The organism is Streptococcus sp. 27098_8_103, assembly GCF_041432345.1.
Lineage (GTDB): Bacteria > Bacillota > Bacilli > Lactobacillales > Streptococcaceae > Streptococcus > Streptococcus mitis_BV.
Map to the genome: position 1 here is coordinate 61,024 of NZ_JAPVZK010000005.1, position 13,946 is coordinate 74,969.

Sequence of the window (13,946 nt, forward strand, 5' to 3'; positions counted from 1 at the left end):
AGTACAGCTTTTAGGTTGCAGATAAAGCTGACCTGACTTGAATAGATTTTCAAAGAGTATTAGGCCATGGCCCCTGCCTGCAAACTATACATCTTGTGATAGGTTCCTCCCAAGGCCAAAAGTTCCTCATGGCTTCCGCTCTCGATGATGCGCCCCTTGTCCAAAACATAGATACAGTTGGCGTCTTGGATGGTAGAAAGGCGGTGAGCGATAGCAATGGTTGTTCGTCCCTGTCTCATCTTAGCCAGTGAAGCTTGAACCAGACTTTCTGTTTCAGAGTCAATATTTGCTGTCGCTTCATCCAAAATCAAGATTTTGGGCTGACTGGCAACTGTTCTAGCAAAGGCAAGAAGCTGGCGCTGTCCAGTTGAAAAGCTCGAACCACGCTCGGACACAGGTGAGTCGTAACCCTGAGGAAGGTCTTGAATAAAGGAATCTGCATCCACGAAGGCTGCAGAAGCCTGGACCTGCTCATCACTAATGTCTTGGTACATGGCGATATTGGACTTAATGGTTCCATGATAGAGGAAGGGTTCCTGCAAGACCAGACCGATGTTTTTTCTCAGCTCTTCCTGACTGTAGTCCCTAATATCCACATCGTCCAAGAGAACTCGCCCTGATTGAAATTCATAAAAGCGCATGAGGACATTAATAATCGAAGATTTCCCTGAACCTGTATGGCCTACAAATGCAATGGTTTCACCCTTGTTAACCGAAAAGGAAATATCATCCAGAATCTGATGTTTCCCGTCATATGAGAAACACACATGTTCAAAACGGATATTGCCTTCTTTGACTTTAGCCTGGCCATTTTCTTGAAGAGGTTCATAGGTCCTCTCGTCTATCAGGGAAAAGACACGACCTGCAGAAACCATAGACGTTTGCAGGGTTGAGAAGTTTTGCGTCACTTCAATCAAGGGATCAAAGAGACGATTGATATACTGGATAAAGGCATACATGGTTCCTGCCGTTATTCCCAGATAAAGACCACGATAGCCAAAATAGGCCATCAAAACAGCGTATCCTAGGAGTTTCAGCAAACTCATGGCAGGGCGCAAAAAGAGGGCATCCAAGGCTACAGAACGGTTGGCATAGACCAAGTGTTCTTGGTTGATTTCATCGAATTCCGCCTGCAGGCGCTTCTCTTGATTAAAGGCCTGAATAATCCTGATGCCCTCGATATTCTCTGCCAGCTTACTATTGATATCTGACAAGAGACTTCTGGTTTTCTCAATGATTTTCACTGATTTTTTCCGATAGAGATTGACCAAAAGGAAGATCAAGGGGAGAAAGAGCAAGACTAATGCTGTCAAACGAAAATCCAATACCAACATGGTATAAAGAGTTGTCAGAAAGATGAAAACTGCTGAGATAAAGCTAGATAAAATCCCCGAAAACATATCGCTGATGGTCTCGGTGTCATTTGTCAAACGAGAGACGATAGAGCCTGCTGGTGTCTTGTCAAAATAGGACATGCCCAATTTCTCCATATTGGCAAAGGCATCCCGACGAATATCCCTAACAATACTGTATGACACCCGTGCAAAGAGAAGATTACCGACATACTGAACTACAGTTTGTAGGATATAAAGGCCATAGTAGGCCAGCAAAACGGTAATGGCTAGTTGGTTAAGATTACTCAGATACTGGTCGATAAAGTGGGAAGCCACAAGGGGAATGACACTTTTGATGACCGTCGTCGCTAGGAGAAAACTGAGTGCCAAAAAGGTCAGGAGGCCGTAAGGCTTGAGATAGGACATCAAGCGCTTCAATACAGTCCATTGTTCTTTCTTATTCTGCATCTTCTTCTCCTTTCATTTCCATCTGCTGAGACTGGTAGGTTTGGGCATACCAGCCATCCAAAGCTAGCAAGTCTTCGTGTGTGCCCTGTTCAATAATTTGACCATTTTGCAGAACCAAGATTAGATCTGCATGGACAACTGCACTCAGGCGATGAGCCGTAATAATGGTTGTCTTGTCCTTTCGCGTCTCCTTAAGGTTGTCGATAATCGCATATTCTGTCTTGGCATCCACGGCCGACAAAGAATCATCCAAAATCAAGATATCTGGATCTAAAATCATAGCCCGACTCATGGCCAGACGCTGCTTTTGACCACCAGAAAGACTGACTCCCTTTTCACCGATAATGGTCTCAAATCCCTGAGGCATGTCTACAATGTCTTGATAAACTTGAGCTAGCTTAGTCGCTTCCTCGACTGCAGAAAGGGTCAAGTTCGGATTTCCAAAGCGAATATTGTCTAAGATAGAAGTCGCAAAGAGGAATTGATCCTGAGGAACATAACCCATAAGACTACGAAGGTCTGTCAGACGATAATCTCTAATATCATGACCATTTAGATAAATGGCTCCCTTGTCCACATCGTATTCACGCAAGAGAAGCTTAATCAAGGACGTTTTTCCAGAGCCTGTCTGACCAACCAAGCCCAGTGTTTGCCCTTTTTCCAAGCTAAAGTGAATATCCGTCAGTGTTTCCTCATTTTCAAAGGCAAAGCTATCAATATCATACTGCAAGCGCCCGTTTACAATGCCATCTAAAGGAAACTCAGGATCTTGTACAGGTGATTCCTGAGACAAGAGTTCCTCAATCCGCTGGTAGGAAACCTTCCCTCGCTGAGTGATATTAAAGAGGAAACCGATAGCCATAAGAGGCCAAACCAGCATATCCAAGTAGCTGATAAAGGTAACCAGATTTCCAACCGTGATTTTCCCTTCCTGAACCATCAAGGAACCGACCAAAAGCGTTAAAACATAGGAGGAGCCAACAAACAAGAGAACCATGGGGTCAAAGAGACTATCGTATTTCATGGTTTGCAGGTTCTTTTGGAAGGTCAATTCATTGACTGCCTGAAAAGACTCCAGCTCGTCTGCCTGATAACCGAAAGATTTGGTCACTTTGATACCTGATACAGACTCCTGCACCTTGTTATTGAGTTCAGAAAAGGCAGCTTGGGACTCTCCAAAGGCTCTGTGAGTCTTTCTACCTAGACGACTGGTCGCATAGGCCATGAAAGGCAGGGGAAGAATGGCAACCAAGGTCATTTGCCATGAAATGCTAAAGAGCATGGTCAACAAGGTCACTAAAGCTGTGATTGAGGCATCCACCGCTGACATAACCCCTCCCCCTGCCAGACGCGTTAGGGCATTGATATCGTTGGTTGCGTGTGCCATCAGGTCCCCCGTCCTGTAGGTTTGATAAAAGGCTGGAGACATTTTTGTGAAATGCTCAAATAAGCGAGAGCGCATAATCTGTCCCAAACGGTAGGAAGTACCGAGGATATACATACGCCAAACATAGCGCAGATAGTACATCCCAAAGGCAGCAAGTAGCAAGTAAAATAGGTCAAGAAGGAGGTCCTGCTGGGTTAATTGTCCCGATGTGATGGCATCAATCACCCGCCCCATGACCATAGGTGGAATGAGATTGAGGACGGAAACCAAGACCAGGGCCACAATTCCGACTAGATAACGGCGTTTTTCTAACTTGAAAAACCACCAAAGTTTTTGAATAATGGACATAAAATCCCTTTCTGATTGCAAATGAAAACCTGAGGCCAATACTCAATGAAAATCAAAGAGCAAACTAGGAAACTAGCCGCAGGCTGTACTCGAGTACGGCAAGGCGACGTTGACGCAGTTTGAATTTGATTTTCGAAGAGTACAAGACCCCAGGCTTTTCTTATTCATAGGTTACGACTGTGACCGCACCCTTGTCATACTCAGCGATAAAGATATTGGCTACATTGTCATGTCCTTGTTTGCTGAGATTATCAAGCAGCCACTCTTCGCTACGGCCAATCGTTTCCAAGACATCGACTTGGATCACACCGTCAGTCACAACTGGATACTTAGGATTTTCATCTCCTATTTGGACCACGATGAGTTGGCCATTTTGCTCCTGCACAGCGCGTTTGACCTGTTTCATCTGGAAAATCCCTTGGCTACGAAGTTTGAGAGCAACTTCTGCCGCAGACAAACCAACTGAACGACAGGCTTCTGGGTCAATCTGCCCATTTTTGATGAGCAGAGTCGGTTTACCATCAATCAAGCGTTTCACAAAACGAACATTGTTATTGAGCCACTTGAGGGTCAAGACCAAAATCGTCCACATCATCAAAATCACTGCATACTGGAGAATACTGATAGAACTATTGTAAATCACCCCACCGATGATACCACCGAGAACATAGTTCTGAATTTGGTCTGTCGCAGAGTTAGGTGCTAGGTTCCCCTTTCCTGTCACATTGATAACAAAAACAAGCGAGAAGAGCCCCAAGGCCAGTTTGATTAAAATTTCCATATAATTGAGTGTCATTTGTTTACCTCCACCAATTCAATAGCATCTGTTTGATGCAATTCTAATTTCTCTAAAAGATACTTGTCTGGTTGGCTCCCGTTCATGGCACGATAGACATTTGAACCTACCTTGACAAGCGCTCCATCAGTGGCTGCAGAAGTATTGACATAGACTTCTGATTTATCCACTCCCAAGTCTTTGGAAACAACCTCTATGAAATGAAGGGAGGTTTGAAATTGATTGTTAGAGGCTTGATTGGTCTGGTATTTTGAAATTGTCACTAAAAGCATGGCCACTAAGGTCAAGGCCAAAATCATGACCAATTCCCGAAACTTAGTCCCCTTTTTATCTCGATAGGCCTTAAAGGCAAAAAATCCTGTGATAGCTAGGAGAACAATTCCAAAGCCAATCATGATGCCATTTTGCTGACTGATTTGGCTAAGTACATAGTCATATGAGTAAAATTTCATTTATTTTCACTCCCTTTCATAAAATCATTCTTAATTATAAACGAAAGAGAGTGATTTTTCAAGCCATACGTTGGGGAAATAGACCTTTTTTTGGTATAATAAAATCTATAATCTGAATGAAAAAGGTAACTTTATGAAACTTATCTCATGGAATATTGATTCCCTCAATGCAGCCCTAACTAGTGACTCAGCTCGTGCCAAATTGTCCCAAGAAGTCCTACAAACCTTGGTCGCTGAAAATGCTGATATTATTGCTATCCAAGAAACCAAGCTTTCTGCCAAAGGGCCTACAAAGAAACACTTGGAAATTTTAGAAGAACTCTTCCCAGGCTACGAAAACACGTGGCGTTCTTCCCAAGAGCCTGCTCGTAAAGGCTATGCTGGAACCATGTTCCTTTATAAGAAAGAACTTACACCTACTGTCACTTTCCCAGAAATCGGTGCCCCTTCTACCATGGACTTGGAAGGCCGCATCATCACCTTGGAATTTGATGAATTTTTCGTAACGCAAGTTTACACTCCAAATGCTGGTGATGGTCTCAAACGCTTGGAAGAACGTCAAGTCTGGGATGTCAAATATGCGGAGTATTTAGCTCAACTAGACAAAGAAAAACCAGTCCTTGCGACCGGCGACTACAACGTAGCCCACAATGAAATCGACCTTGCAAATCCTGCTAGCAACCGCCGTTCACCAGGATTTACCGACGAGGAACGTTCTGGATTTACCAACCTCTTGGCAACTGGATTTACGGACACCTTCCGCCACATTCACGGCGATGTTCCAGAACGCTACACTTGGTGGGCACAGCGCAGCAAGACTTCTAAAATCAACAATACAGGCTGGAGAATCGACTACTGGCTCACAAGTAACCGCATCGCTGACAAGGTGACCAAGTCTGATATGATTGACTCTGGTGCGCGCCAAGACCACACACCCATTGTCATGGAGATTGAGCTCTAAGGAGAAAGCTAATGGACTATCAAGCTGTCATTCCTGAATTTGTAGTATCTGACCTCGAAAAGTCACGCCACTTCTACTGCGACTTGCTGGGATTTTCTGTCGAATACGAGCGTCCAGAGGAGAAATTTCTCTTCCTCTCGCTTGAAGACTGCCAACTTATGCTAGAAGAAGGCAGCACAGAAGAATTAGCCCAACTAACCTATCCTTTCGGGCGCGGTGTCAATATTTCCTTTGGCATTGAAGATGTCCCTCAGCTCCACCAAAAACTGCTGGAAGCTGACTATCCTATCCATCGTCCGCTAACCAAAAGAGAATTTCGAGTAGGAGATAGCTTTATATATCCCCATGAATTTGCGATTTTGGATCCAGATGGCTATTTTTTAAGATTTAGCGAATAGAAAAAATCTTTCAAATCAGAAAAAGGCATATTGTCAGATCTTGAAGAATCTTGATAATATGTCTTTTATGATGAAAAATACTTCTAAATGTTAGCCTATAATTGAGATTTTGTCAATTTTTCTTCAATTTGTTCGTTTTTTATTCCAAAACACTGACAAAACATTTGATTTCTAAAGTTATTTAGTGTAAAATAAAAACGTTGGCTCAAGCCTATTTGAAATTGAATATCATTTTACTTGTTTATGTCGTGAATTGGCACGATGTTTCTACAAGGTGCCGGAACACCTAACAATAAGTAAGTCAGAAGTGAGGTATGGTCGTTTTTGCCATGCCTATTTTGGGGACTTACTTAGAGATTAAGTAGGTCCTTTTTGAATATTTTTAATATTTCCCTTAATTAGTGCGGACGGGAGCAACTTCCTTTGGAATTTCATCCCTAATTTTTGAGCCAAAAGTCTCAAAAATTCCGTCATAGACAATAACAAACTTATTGTCTATGATACCACTACAACGGGAAATATTTGATAAGACTCGCTTCGCTCGTACTAGTTTTATCAAATATATAGTACTAGCAAACTGGATCACCATAGAAACATTTAACCAACAAGTAAACTGGCTTTTAGACTTTAGGAGGTCTTATGAAATTATTAGAAGAGCGCATCCTCAAGGATGGGCATATCTTGGGTGACAACATCCTCAAGGTGGATTCCTTTTTAACCCACCAAGTTGACTTTAGCTTGATGCGAGAGATTGGTAAGGTTTTTGCGGAAAAATTTACTGCTGCTGGCATTACCAAGGTTGTAACCATTGAAGCGTCAGGTATTGCTCCAGCCGTTTTTACAGCTGAAGCCTTAAACGTTCCCATGATTTTCGCTAAAAAAGCTAAAAACATCACTATGAACGAAGGTATCTTAACTGCCGAAGTTTACTCCTTTACCAAGCAAGTGACCAGCACTGTTTCTATCGCTGGAAAATTCCTCTCACCAGAGGACAAGGTCTTGATTATCGACGATTTCCTTGCTAATGGCCAAGCTGCTAAAGGCTTGATTCAAATCATCGAACAAGCTGGAGCCACAGTCGAAGCTATCGGTATTGTGATTGAAAAATCCTTCCAAGATGGCCGTGATTTGCTTGAAAAAGCAGGCTACCCTGTTCTATCACTCGCTCGTTTGGATCGTTTTGAAAATGGTCAAGTCATATTTAAGGAGGCAGATCTCTAATGCAAACTCAAGAAAAACACTCGCAAGCAGCCGTTCTTGGCTTGCAGCACTTACTAGCCATGTACTCAGGATCCATCCTGGTTCCCATCATGATTGCGACTGCCCTTGGCTATTCAGTTGAGCAGTTGACCTACTTGATTTCCACAGATATCTTCATGTGTGGTGTGGCAACCTTCCTCCAACTCCAACTCAACAAATACTTTGGGATTGGACTCCCAGTCGTTCTTGGAGTTGCCTTCCAGTCGGTAGCTCCCTTGATTATGATTGGACAAAGCCATGGTAGTGGCGCTATGTTTGGTGCCCTTATCGCATCAGGGATTTACGTTGTTCTTGTTTCAGGCATCTTCTCAAAAGTGGCCAATCTCTTCCCATCTATCGTAACAGGATCTGTTATTACCACTATTGGTTTAACCTTGATTCCTGTCGCTATTGGAAATATGGGAAATAACGTTCCAGAGCCAACTGGTCAGAGTCTCTTGCTTGCAGCTATCACTGTTCTGATTATCCTCTTGATCAACATCTTTACCAAAGGATTTATCAAGTCTATCTCTATTTTGATTGGTTTGGTTGTTGGGACTGCCATTGCTGCTACCATGGGCTTGGTTGACTTCTCGCCTGTTGCAGCAGCACCACTTGTCCATGTCCCAACTCCACTCTACTTTGGGATGCCAACCTTTGAAATCTCATCTATTGTCATGATGTGTATCATCGCAACGGTGTCTATGGTTGAATCCACTGGTGTTTACCTAGCCTTGTCTGATATCACGAAAGACCCTATCGACAGCACGCGCCTGCGCAACGGTTACCGTGCAGAAGGTTTGGCCGTACTTCTCGGAGGAATCTTTAACACTTTCCCTTACACAGGATTTTCACAAAACGTTGGGTTGGTTAAATTGTCAGGTATCAAGACTCGCCTGCCAATCTACTACGCAGCTGGTTTCCTGGTTCTCCTGGGACTCCTTCCTAAGTTTGGTGCCCTTGCCCAAATCATTCCAAGTCCTGTCCTCGGTGGTGCTATGCTGGTGATGTTTGGTTTTGTATCGATTCAAGGGATGCAAATCCTTGCCCGCGTTGACTTTGCTAACAATGAACACAACTTCCTTATCGCAGCAGTTTCAATCGCTGCAGGTGTCGGACTCAACAACAGTAATCTATTTGTCAGCATGCCGACAGCCTTCCAAATGTTCTTCTCAAACGGAATCGTCGTAGCCAGCCTACTTGCCATTGTCCTCAATGCCGTATTAAATCATAAAAAGAAATAAGAAAAAGAGGTGTGAGCCTCTTTTTTGTTTCTCTATATCCTTACCTGTCTGTCTTCTGACCTCTGTCCTGTGACAAACATGGTAAAGGTTGCCTTACAGACATTTCTGCCTTCTTGATTGGTAATATCGACATCCACTACGCAGGTTGTGCGACCTTGATGGACACATTCTCCTTTAATAGTCAGCACATCATCAAGTTTTCCTGCTTTGAGGTAGTTGATAGAGGATTGGAGCGTCACTCCGTCTAATCCTAGAGATATGACCACCAAACCGCTGATCTGGTCACAAAGGGTAAAGAGATAGCCACCATGGGCATTGCCATAATAGTTGAGCGACGAGTCCACCACTTTCGTCGTCACCACAACGTGACCATCTCTCATTTTTTCAATTTCGTAATTTTCAAAGGCAGATATAGCGTCAAAATGAAAATCTTTCATCGTTTCCTCCTGATATTTCAAACGACACTATGATACTACTTTTTATAGGACTGTGCAAGGAGAAAGCTCCTAGTCTGGCATAATTCCGACCTGTTCTACAAAGCTCATAAAGGCTGCCTGTCCTTGTTCCGTTTGCTTGTAAACTCCTGCATCCTCCAAAACACGTGCAAAAATTTTACCCACAGAGTCCTTGACGATTTCAAGGGCTTTTTCTTTATCTGTTAGAGCTGGATATTGGGCTCTAAGTTGGTCTGCCCATTCCTGATGATAATCGGAAACTGTAACAGCTTCTCCCACGAGATAGCTAGCGACTTGCTCCACTTCTTCTTTCAGACGTGGTGGCAAGATTGCCAAGCCCATGACCTCAATCAAGCCGATATTTTCCTTCTTGATATGTTGGACATCCTTGTGGGGATGATAGATGCCATCAGGATGTTCTGCAGAAGTCTGATTGTCCCGCAAGACTAAGTCCAACTCAAACTGGCCATCGCGTTTACGGGCAATGGGTGTGATGGTATGGTGTGGTGTTCCATTACTTTCTGCCAAGACTTGCACCCTTGGATCTGAATACTGGCGCCATTCCTGCAAAATCTTGTCAGCTAAGTTTATCAAATCTTCTTTAGAAGCCGAAGTCAAACGTAGTACTGACATAGGCCACTTGACAATCCCAGCCTTAACCTGCTCGAAACCAGTAAAAGAGAAAGTCTTTTGCAAAGGAGCTAATTCCATAGGAAATACGTGACGGCCTCCCTGATAATGATCATGAGTTAGAATAGAGCCCCCAACAATCGGTAGGTCGGCATTAGAGCCTGCAAAATATCCTGGAAACTGCTCTACGATAGCCAACAAACGCTCAAAACTTTTTCGACTAATAGCCATAGGGCGATGTTGCCCGTCTAAGAAAATACAATGCTCATTAAAATAAGCATAGGGCGAATACTGGAAGCCCCACTCCTGACCCGCCATTTCAAAACGGATAATACGGTGATTGCTGCGAGCTGGGTGGTTGACCCGACCATGGTAGCCTTCATTCTCTAGACAAAGCTGACACTGAGGGTAATTACTAGCTTGCACCAACTTGGCTGCCGCAATCTCTTTGGGATCCTTTTCAGGCTTAGAGAGATTGATGGTAATTTCAAGCTCTCCGTAATCAGATGGAACACGATAAGCAATATTTTTAGCAATAGCCTTGAGTTTGATGTAGTCATTCTTCTGACTGAGTTGGTAGAAACCCTCTATCGCTTGCTCAGGAGAGTGGACATAGGTTTCCCAGAAGTCACGATTGACCTGACTCGGACAAGGAGTCACCAAGTCCATCAGTTCAGCACCAAGGATTTCACGTGCAGTCTGACTATCCTCAATCGTCTCTAATCGAACGGCTTCCTCAACCAGCTGGTCCTTGAGGTCAATCACTTTATCCAGATTAGTCTCAACTTCCAAAACACCATCTCCCACTCGTGCCAAGACACGATTGGTCAGGTAGATTCGATCCATTTCCTCAAATGAACTTTCAGCAATGACATGTCTTACAAATTTATCTACTAAGGTCACCATAAAGCCTCCTTTTGACTAGTCAAGGACGCGAGTGCCACCTGCAACTTCAGCGATATAGAAGCTTGGAGCGTATCCAACTACTTCCTCGTAGTGTTTGCCTACAGCTTCCTTAAAGGCCTCAACAGTATCTTTTTGCACCAGGGCAATGGCACAGCCACCAAAACCTGCCCCTGTCATACGAGCACCGAGAACGCCTTCTTGTACCCAAGCCGTGTGAACAAGAGTATCCAATTCCAAACCAGTTACTTCATAGTCATGCTCTAGGGAAACGTGTGACGCATTCATCAAACGACCAAATGTTTCCAAATCTCCTGCTTGGAGGGCTGCTTGAGCTTTGAGGGTACGTTGGTTTTCAAGCACAGCATGGCGAGCACGTTTCAAACGATTTTCATCTTTAATCAGATAGCTGTATTGGTCAAAGGCCCACTCATCCAATTCACCCAAGGTCTGAATATCTAAGGCTGCTTGCAATTCTTCCACTGCTTTTTCACACTCAGCACGACGTTCATTGTATTTAGAATCCGCCAATTCACGGCGTTTGTTAGTGTTCATGATAACAACGACATTGTCCTTCAAATCAAGTGGCACCAAGTCATACTCTAAAGTGTTAGTATCTAGGTAAATTGCACGTTGGTTCGCTCCCATACCGATAGCAAACTGGTCCATGATACCAGAGTTGACTCCGATAAAGTTGTTTTCTGTTTGTTTTCCGATTTTAACCAAATCGAGACGCTCTAATTTTAAATCAAAGAGATGCTCTGCCACGACCCCTGTCAAAAGTTCCAAGGATGCTGATGAAGACAAACCAGCACCATTTGGGATATTCCCATAAACATAAAAGTCAAAACCTTTGTCAATCACATGTCCAGCTTCTTGCAAGAAATGAAGAACTCCTTTTGGATAATTGGTCCAGTTGTGCTCTTTTTCAAACTTGAGGTTAGCTAGAGGCACTTCGATAATGCCCTTGTCCTCAAAGTTAGCTGAGTAGAAACGCAAAACTTGGTCTTCACGCTTGCGAGCTGCCCCATATGTTCCTAAGGAAATGGCTGCTGGAAATACATGTCCACCATTATAGTCCGTGTGTTCACCAATCAAATTGATACGGCCTGGTGAAAAGAAAGTTTGATCTGCTTCTTGACCAAAAACAGCAAGAAAATCTTTACGAAGAGCTTCAGCAGTAAGATGTTGTGTCATATGAATTCTCCTTTTACTGTGCGTTAAGTCACCTTAACGTGTAATCGTTTTCTTCTATTGTATCCAAGGGATTTCCCAAGGTCAATCCTTTTTACTAAAATTTTACTAAACTATCAGTAAAATACAGAAAAATATGATATACTAACCTAAAAGGAGGAGGATTTATGGCTACCTTAAAAGACATTGCACAGCTAGCCTCTGTCTCTATCGCGACCGTATCCCGCGTCCTCAATCGCGACCAGAGCCTATCTGTTACAGAAGAAACCAGACACCGTATTTTAACCGTTGCTGAAGAGCTGGGCTACACTAAGCATCTCAAGACAGGCGAGTCCCACAAGCCCAAGCAAAAGATTGCCATTATCCAATGGGTCAGCGAACAAGGGGAGCTAGACGACCTCTACTACTACCAGATTCGCCTAGGCATAGAAAAAAGAGCCCAAGAACTGGACTATGATATCTTACGCTATTTTAATGACCATCCTTTTACCCTAAGCGAGGAAGTGATTGGGATTCTCTGCATCGGAAAGTTTAGTCGAGCTCAGATTTCTGCCTTTGAAGAATACCAAAAGCCTCTTGTCTTTCTAGACAGTGATACACTTTCCCTGGGACACACCTGCATTATCACGGACTTTTACACTGCCATGAAACAGGTTGTCGATTATTTCCTCAGCCAAGGATTGAATCGTATCGGAATTTTAACCGGCCTTGAGGAAACAACTGACCAAGAAGAAATCATTGAGGACAAGCGACTTGAAAATTTTAAGAACTACAGTCAAACAAAAGGAATCTATCATGATGAACTGGTCTTTCAAGGAAGCTTTACTGCCCAGTCTGGCTATGACTTGATGAAGGAAGCCATTCAGAACTTGGGAGACCAACTCCCACCAGCCTTTTTCGCAGCTAGCGATAGTTTAGCTATCGGTGCCCTCCGTGCCCTCCAAGAAGCTGGAATCAACCTGCCAGACCGCGTCAGTCTTATTTCCTTTAACGATACTAGCCTGACCAAGCAAGTCTATCCTCCCCTCTCCAGCATCACCGTCTATACCGAAGAAATGGGCAGAGCAGGCATGGATATTCTTAATAAAGAAGTACTCCACGGTCGCAAAATCCCTAGCCTAACCATGTTGGGAACCAGACTGACTCTGAGAGAAAGTACAAGGAATGAATAGGATAACAAAACGACCTCTAGCGAGGTCGCTTTTCTAATGATGATGCCCATGCTTCTGCTCTAATTCTCTCACCCTCCGCTTATGTTGCGCATGATTGCTTTGACTGCTATCTACTTCAATAGTGATATTCTGCACACCTCTTTCTTCTAAGAGCTGACGTACTTGATTCTTTGTTTCCGTCATCTCCTCCCAATCCTCTAAACAGATATGGATAATAGCATTATTTTCTAGACCATCCATGGACCAAATGCTAAGTTGATTGACACTGTTGACATTGGGTAGAGCCTCTAAATCCTTCTCCAAATCACTTGTCTCGACTCCTTCTGGCACAGCATCTAGGAAAATTTTCAGTGCGCTCCAAAAGCGAGGAATGGCTTTCGACAGAATAAAGATAGAAATAACTAGTGATAAAAGCGGATCGAGGATATACCAGTCCGTAAATCGAAGAATAATCGCCATTAGAATGACGGCCAACCAACCAAGAGTGTCTTCCAAAAAATGCAGGCTAAGAATTGACTCGTTCTTTGTTTTCCCCTTACGAACTACCAGACTTGCTAGCACATTAATGGCTACTGCAATGATTCCCAGCCAGAGGATGCCTTCCTCATTGACGGGTTGCGGGTGAACAATCTTTGTGACATTTTCCAAGATCACTAGGACAGACCCTATCATAAGAATCACAGCCGTTAGCATGGCTCCTAAAAGACTAAAACGTTTGTAACCCAAGGTGTACTGTCTATCTTCTTCACGGTTTGAAATTGTTTCTAAAAGGGCTGAGATGCCAATGGCTATAGCATCTCCCAAGTCATGAACGGAATCAGCAAGAACTGCACTCGAACCAAAGATTCCTCCTGCGATAAACTCAACAATCGCATAGCTTAAATTTAAGAAAAAAGCTAACCAGATAGATGTTTTAGAACTCATTTCTCTCCCTCCTTTGGTATAATGGGTATATACATACTTCT

At 43.5% G+C, this 13,946-nt stretch carries 13 protein-coding genes and 1 riboswitch; of the genes, 5 read left to right on the forward strand and 8 right to left on the reverse strand.

The features are described from left to right. Nucleotides 1–59: 59 nt before the first annotated feature. The 4 genes from O3599_RS02425 to O3599_RS02440 all read right to left on the reverse strand — a co-directional run bounded on the left by O3599_RS02425 (nt 60) and on the right by O3599_RS02440 (nt 4,785). Complete coding sequence (locus O3599_RS02425; RefSeq protein ID WP_247939507.1) at nt 60–1,802, reverse strand: ABC transporter ATP-binding protein; 1,743 nt, start codon at nt 1,800–1,802, stop codon at nt 60–62. Next, nucleotides 1,792–3,537 (reverse strand): ABC transporter ATP-binding protein, encoded by a 1,746-nt coding sequence (locus O3599_RS02430; RefSeq protein ID WP_000022595.1) that lies wholly within the window; start codon nt 3,535–3,537, stop codon nt 1,792–1,794. The genes O3599_RS02425 and O3599_RS02430 overlap by 11 nt, the downstream gene beginning before the upstream one ends. A gap of 160 nt (nt 3,538–3,697) precedes the next feature. Beyond that, nucleotides 3,698–4,333, reverse strand: a complete 636-nt coding sequence (locus O3599_RS02435; protein ID WP_000174453.1) for a DUF421 domain-containing protein — start codon at nt 4,331–4,333, stop codon at nt 3,698–3,700. Continuing rightward, entirely contained in the window at nt 4,330–4,785 is a 456-nt protein-coding gene (locus O3599_RS02440) for a DUF3290 family protein (protein WP_020900359.1), read from the reverse strand. Before O3599_RS02440 ends, O3599_RS02435 begins: the two co-directional genes overlap by 4 nt. A gap of 133 nt (nt 4,786–4,918) precedes the next feature. Between O3599_RS02440 and O3599_RS02445 the strand changes: the two genes are divergently transcribed. The 4 genes from O3599_RS02445 (at nt 4,919) to O3599_RS02460 (ending at nt 8,627) form a co-directional block, all read left to right on the forward strand. Continuing rightward, nucleotides 4,919–5,746 (forward strand): exodeoxyribonuclease III, encoded by an 828-nt coding sequence (locus O3599_RS02445; RefSeq protein ID WP_020901634.1) that lies wholly within the window; start codon nt 4,919–4,921, stop codon nt 5,744–5,746. An 11-nt stretch (nt 5,747–5,757) separates the two neighbouring features. Beyond that, a complete protein-coding gene (locus tag O3599_RS02450) occupies nt 5,758–6,144 on the forward strand; it encodes a VOC family protein (protein ID WP_020901633.1) in 387 nt (128 codons plus the stop codon). 217 nt (nt 6,145–6,361) lie between these two features. Beyond that, a riboswitch (purine riboswitch) is annotated at nt 6,362–6,457 on the forward strand. Nucleotides 6,458–6,783: 326 nt separating this feature from the next. After that, complete coding sequence (locus tag O3599_RS02455) at nt 6,784–7,365, forward strand: xanthine phosphoribosyltransferase (RefSeq protein WP_125851996.1); 582 nt, start codon at nt 6,784–6,786, stop codon at nt 7,363–7,365. After that, a complete protein-coding gene (locus O3599_RS02460) occupies nt 7,365–8,627 on the forward strand; it encodes a nucleobase:cation symporter-2 family protein (RefSeq protein ID WP_371511851.1) in 1,263 nt (420 codons plus the stop codon). The genes O3599_RS02455 and O3599_RS02460 overlap by 1 nt, the downstream gene beginning before the upstream one ends. A 32-nt stretch (nt 8,628–8,659) precedes the next feature. Here the strand turns inward: O3599_RS02460 and O3599_RS02465 are convergent, their stop codons facing one another. The 3 genes from O3599_RS02465 to O3599_RS02475 all read right to left on the reverse strand — a co-directional run bounded on the left by O3599_RS02465 (nt 8,660) and on the right by O3599_RS02475 (nt 11,812). After that, complete coding sequence (locus tag O3599_RS02465; protein WP_000651198.1) at nt 8,660–9,064, reverse strand: PaaI family thioesterase; 405 nt, start codon at nt 9,062–9,064, stop codon at nt 8,660–8,662. Between the two features lie 69 nt (nt 9,065–9,133). Beyond that, the gene (locus O3599_RS02470; protein WP_371511861.1) at nt 9,134–10,615 is read right to left on the reverse strand and encodes a UDP-glucose--hexose-1-phosphate uridylyltransferase; all 1,482 of its coding nucleotides are present in this window, start codon (nt 10,613–10,615) and stop codon (nt 9,134–9,136) included. 18 nt (nt 10,616–10,633) lie between these two features. Beyond that, the gene (locus O3599_RS02475) at nt 10,634–11,812 is read right to left on the reverse strand and encodes a galactokinase (protein WP_371511854.1); all 1,179 of its coding nucleotides are present in this window, start codon (nt 11,810–11,812) and stop codon (nt 10,634–10,636) included. A gap of 164 nt (nt 11,813–11,976) precedes the next feature. On the opposite strand from O3599_RS02475, the gene galR reads away from it, so the two are divergent. Next, a complete protein-coding gene (gene galR, locus O3599_RS02480) occupies nt 11,977–12,981 on the forward strand; it encodes a LacI family DNA-binding transcriptional regulator (protein ID WP_247939504.1) in 1,005 nt (334 codons plus the stop codon). 33 nt (nt 12,982–13,014) lie between these two features. Here galR and O3599_RS02485 read toward each other — a convergent pair whose 3' ends face one another. Further along, nucleotides 13,015–13,905 (reverse strand): cation diffusion facilitator family transporter, encoded by an 891-nt coding sequence (locus O3599_RS02485; RefSeq protein WP_247939503.1) that lies wholly within the window; start codon nt 13,903–13,905, stop codon nt 13,015–13,017. Between the last annotated feature and the right edge of the window lie 41 nt (nt 13,906–13,946).

Coding starts and splice junctions, on each gene's coding strand:
- O3599_RS02425 (WP_247939507.1), bottom strand. CDS start 1,802: ATGCAGAATAAGAAAGAACAATGGACTGTATTGAAGCGCTTGATGTCC.
- O3599_RS02430 (WP_000022595.1), bottom strand. CDS start 3,537: ATGTCCATTATTCAAAAACTTTGGTGGTTTTTCAAGTTAGAAAAACGC.
- O3599_RS02435 (WP_000174453.1), bottom strand. CDS start 4,333: ATGACACTCAATTATATGGAAATTTTAATCAAACTGGCCTTGGGGCTC.
- O3599_RS02440 (WP_020900359.1), bottom strand. CDS start 4,785: ATGAAATTTTACTCATATGACTATGTACTTAGCCAAATCAGTCAGCAA.
- O3599_RS02445 (WP_020901634.1), top strand. CDS start 4,919: ATGAAACTTATCTCATGGAATATTGATTCCCTCAATGCAGCCCTAACT.
- O3599_RS02450 (WP_020901633.1), top strand. CDS start 5,758: ATGGACTATCAAGCTGTCATTCCTGAATTTGTAGTATCTGACCTCGAA.
- O3599_RS02455 (WP_125851996.1), top strand. CDS start 6,784: ATGAAATTATTAGAAGAGCGCATCCTCAAGGATGGGCATATCTTGGGT.
- O3599_RS02460 (WP_371511851.1), top strand. CDS start 7,365: ATGCAAACTCAAGAAAAACACTCGCAAGCAGCCGTTCTTGGCTTGCAG.
- O3599_RS02465 (WP_000651198.1), bottom strand. CDS start 9,064: ATGAAAGATTTTCATTTTGACGCTATATCTGCCTTTGAAAATTACGAA.
- O3599_RS02475 (WP_371511854.1), bottom strand. CDS start 11,812: ATGACACAACATCTTACTGCTGAAGCTCTTCGTAAAGATTTTCTTGCT.
- galR (WP_247939504.1), top strand. CDS start 11,977: ATGGCTACCTTAAAAGACATTGCACAGCTAGCCTCTGTCTCTATCGCG.
- O3599_RS02485 (WP_247939503.1), bottom strand. CDS start 13,905: ATGAGTTCTAAAACATCTATCTGGTTAGCTTTTTTCTTAAATTTAAGC.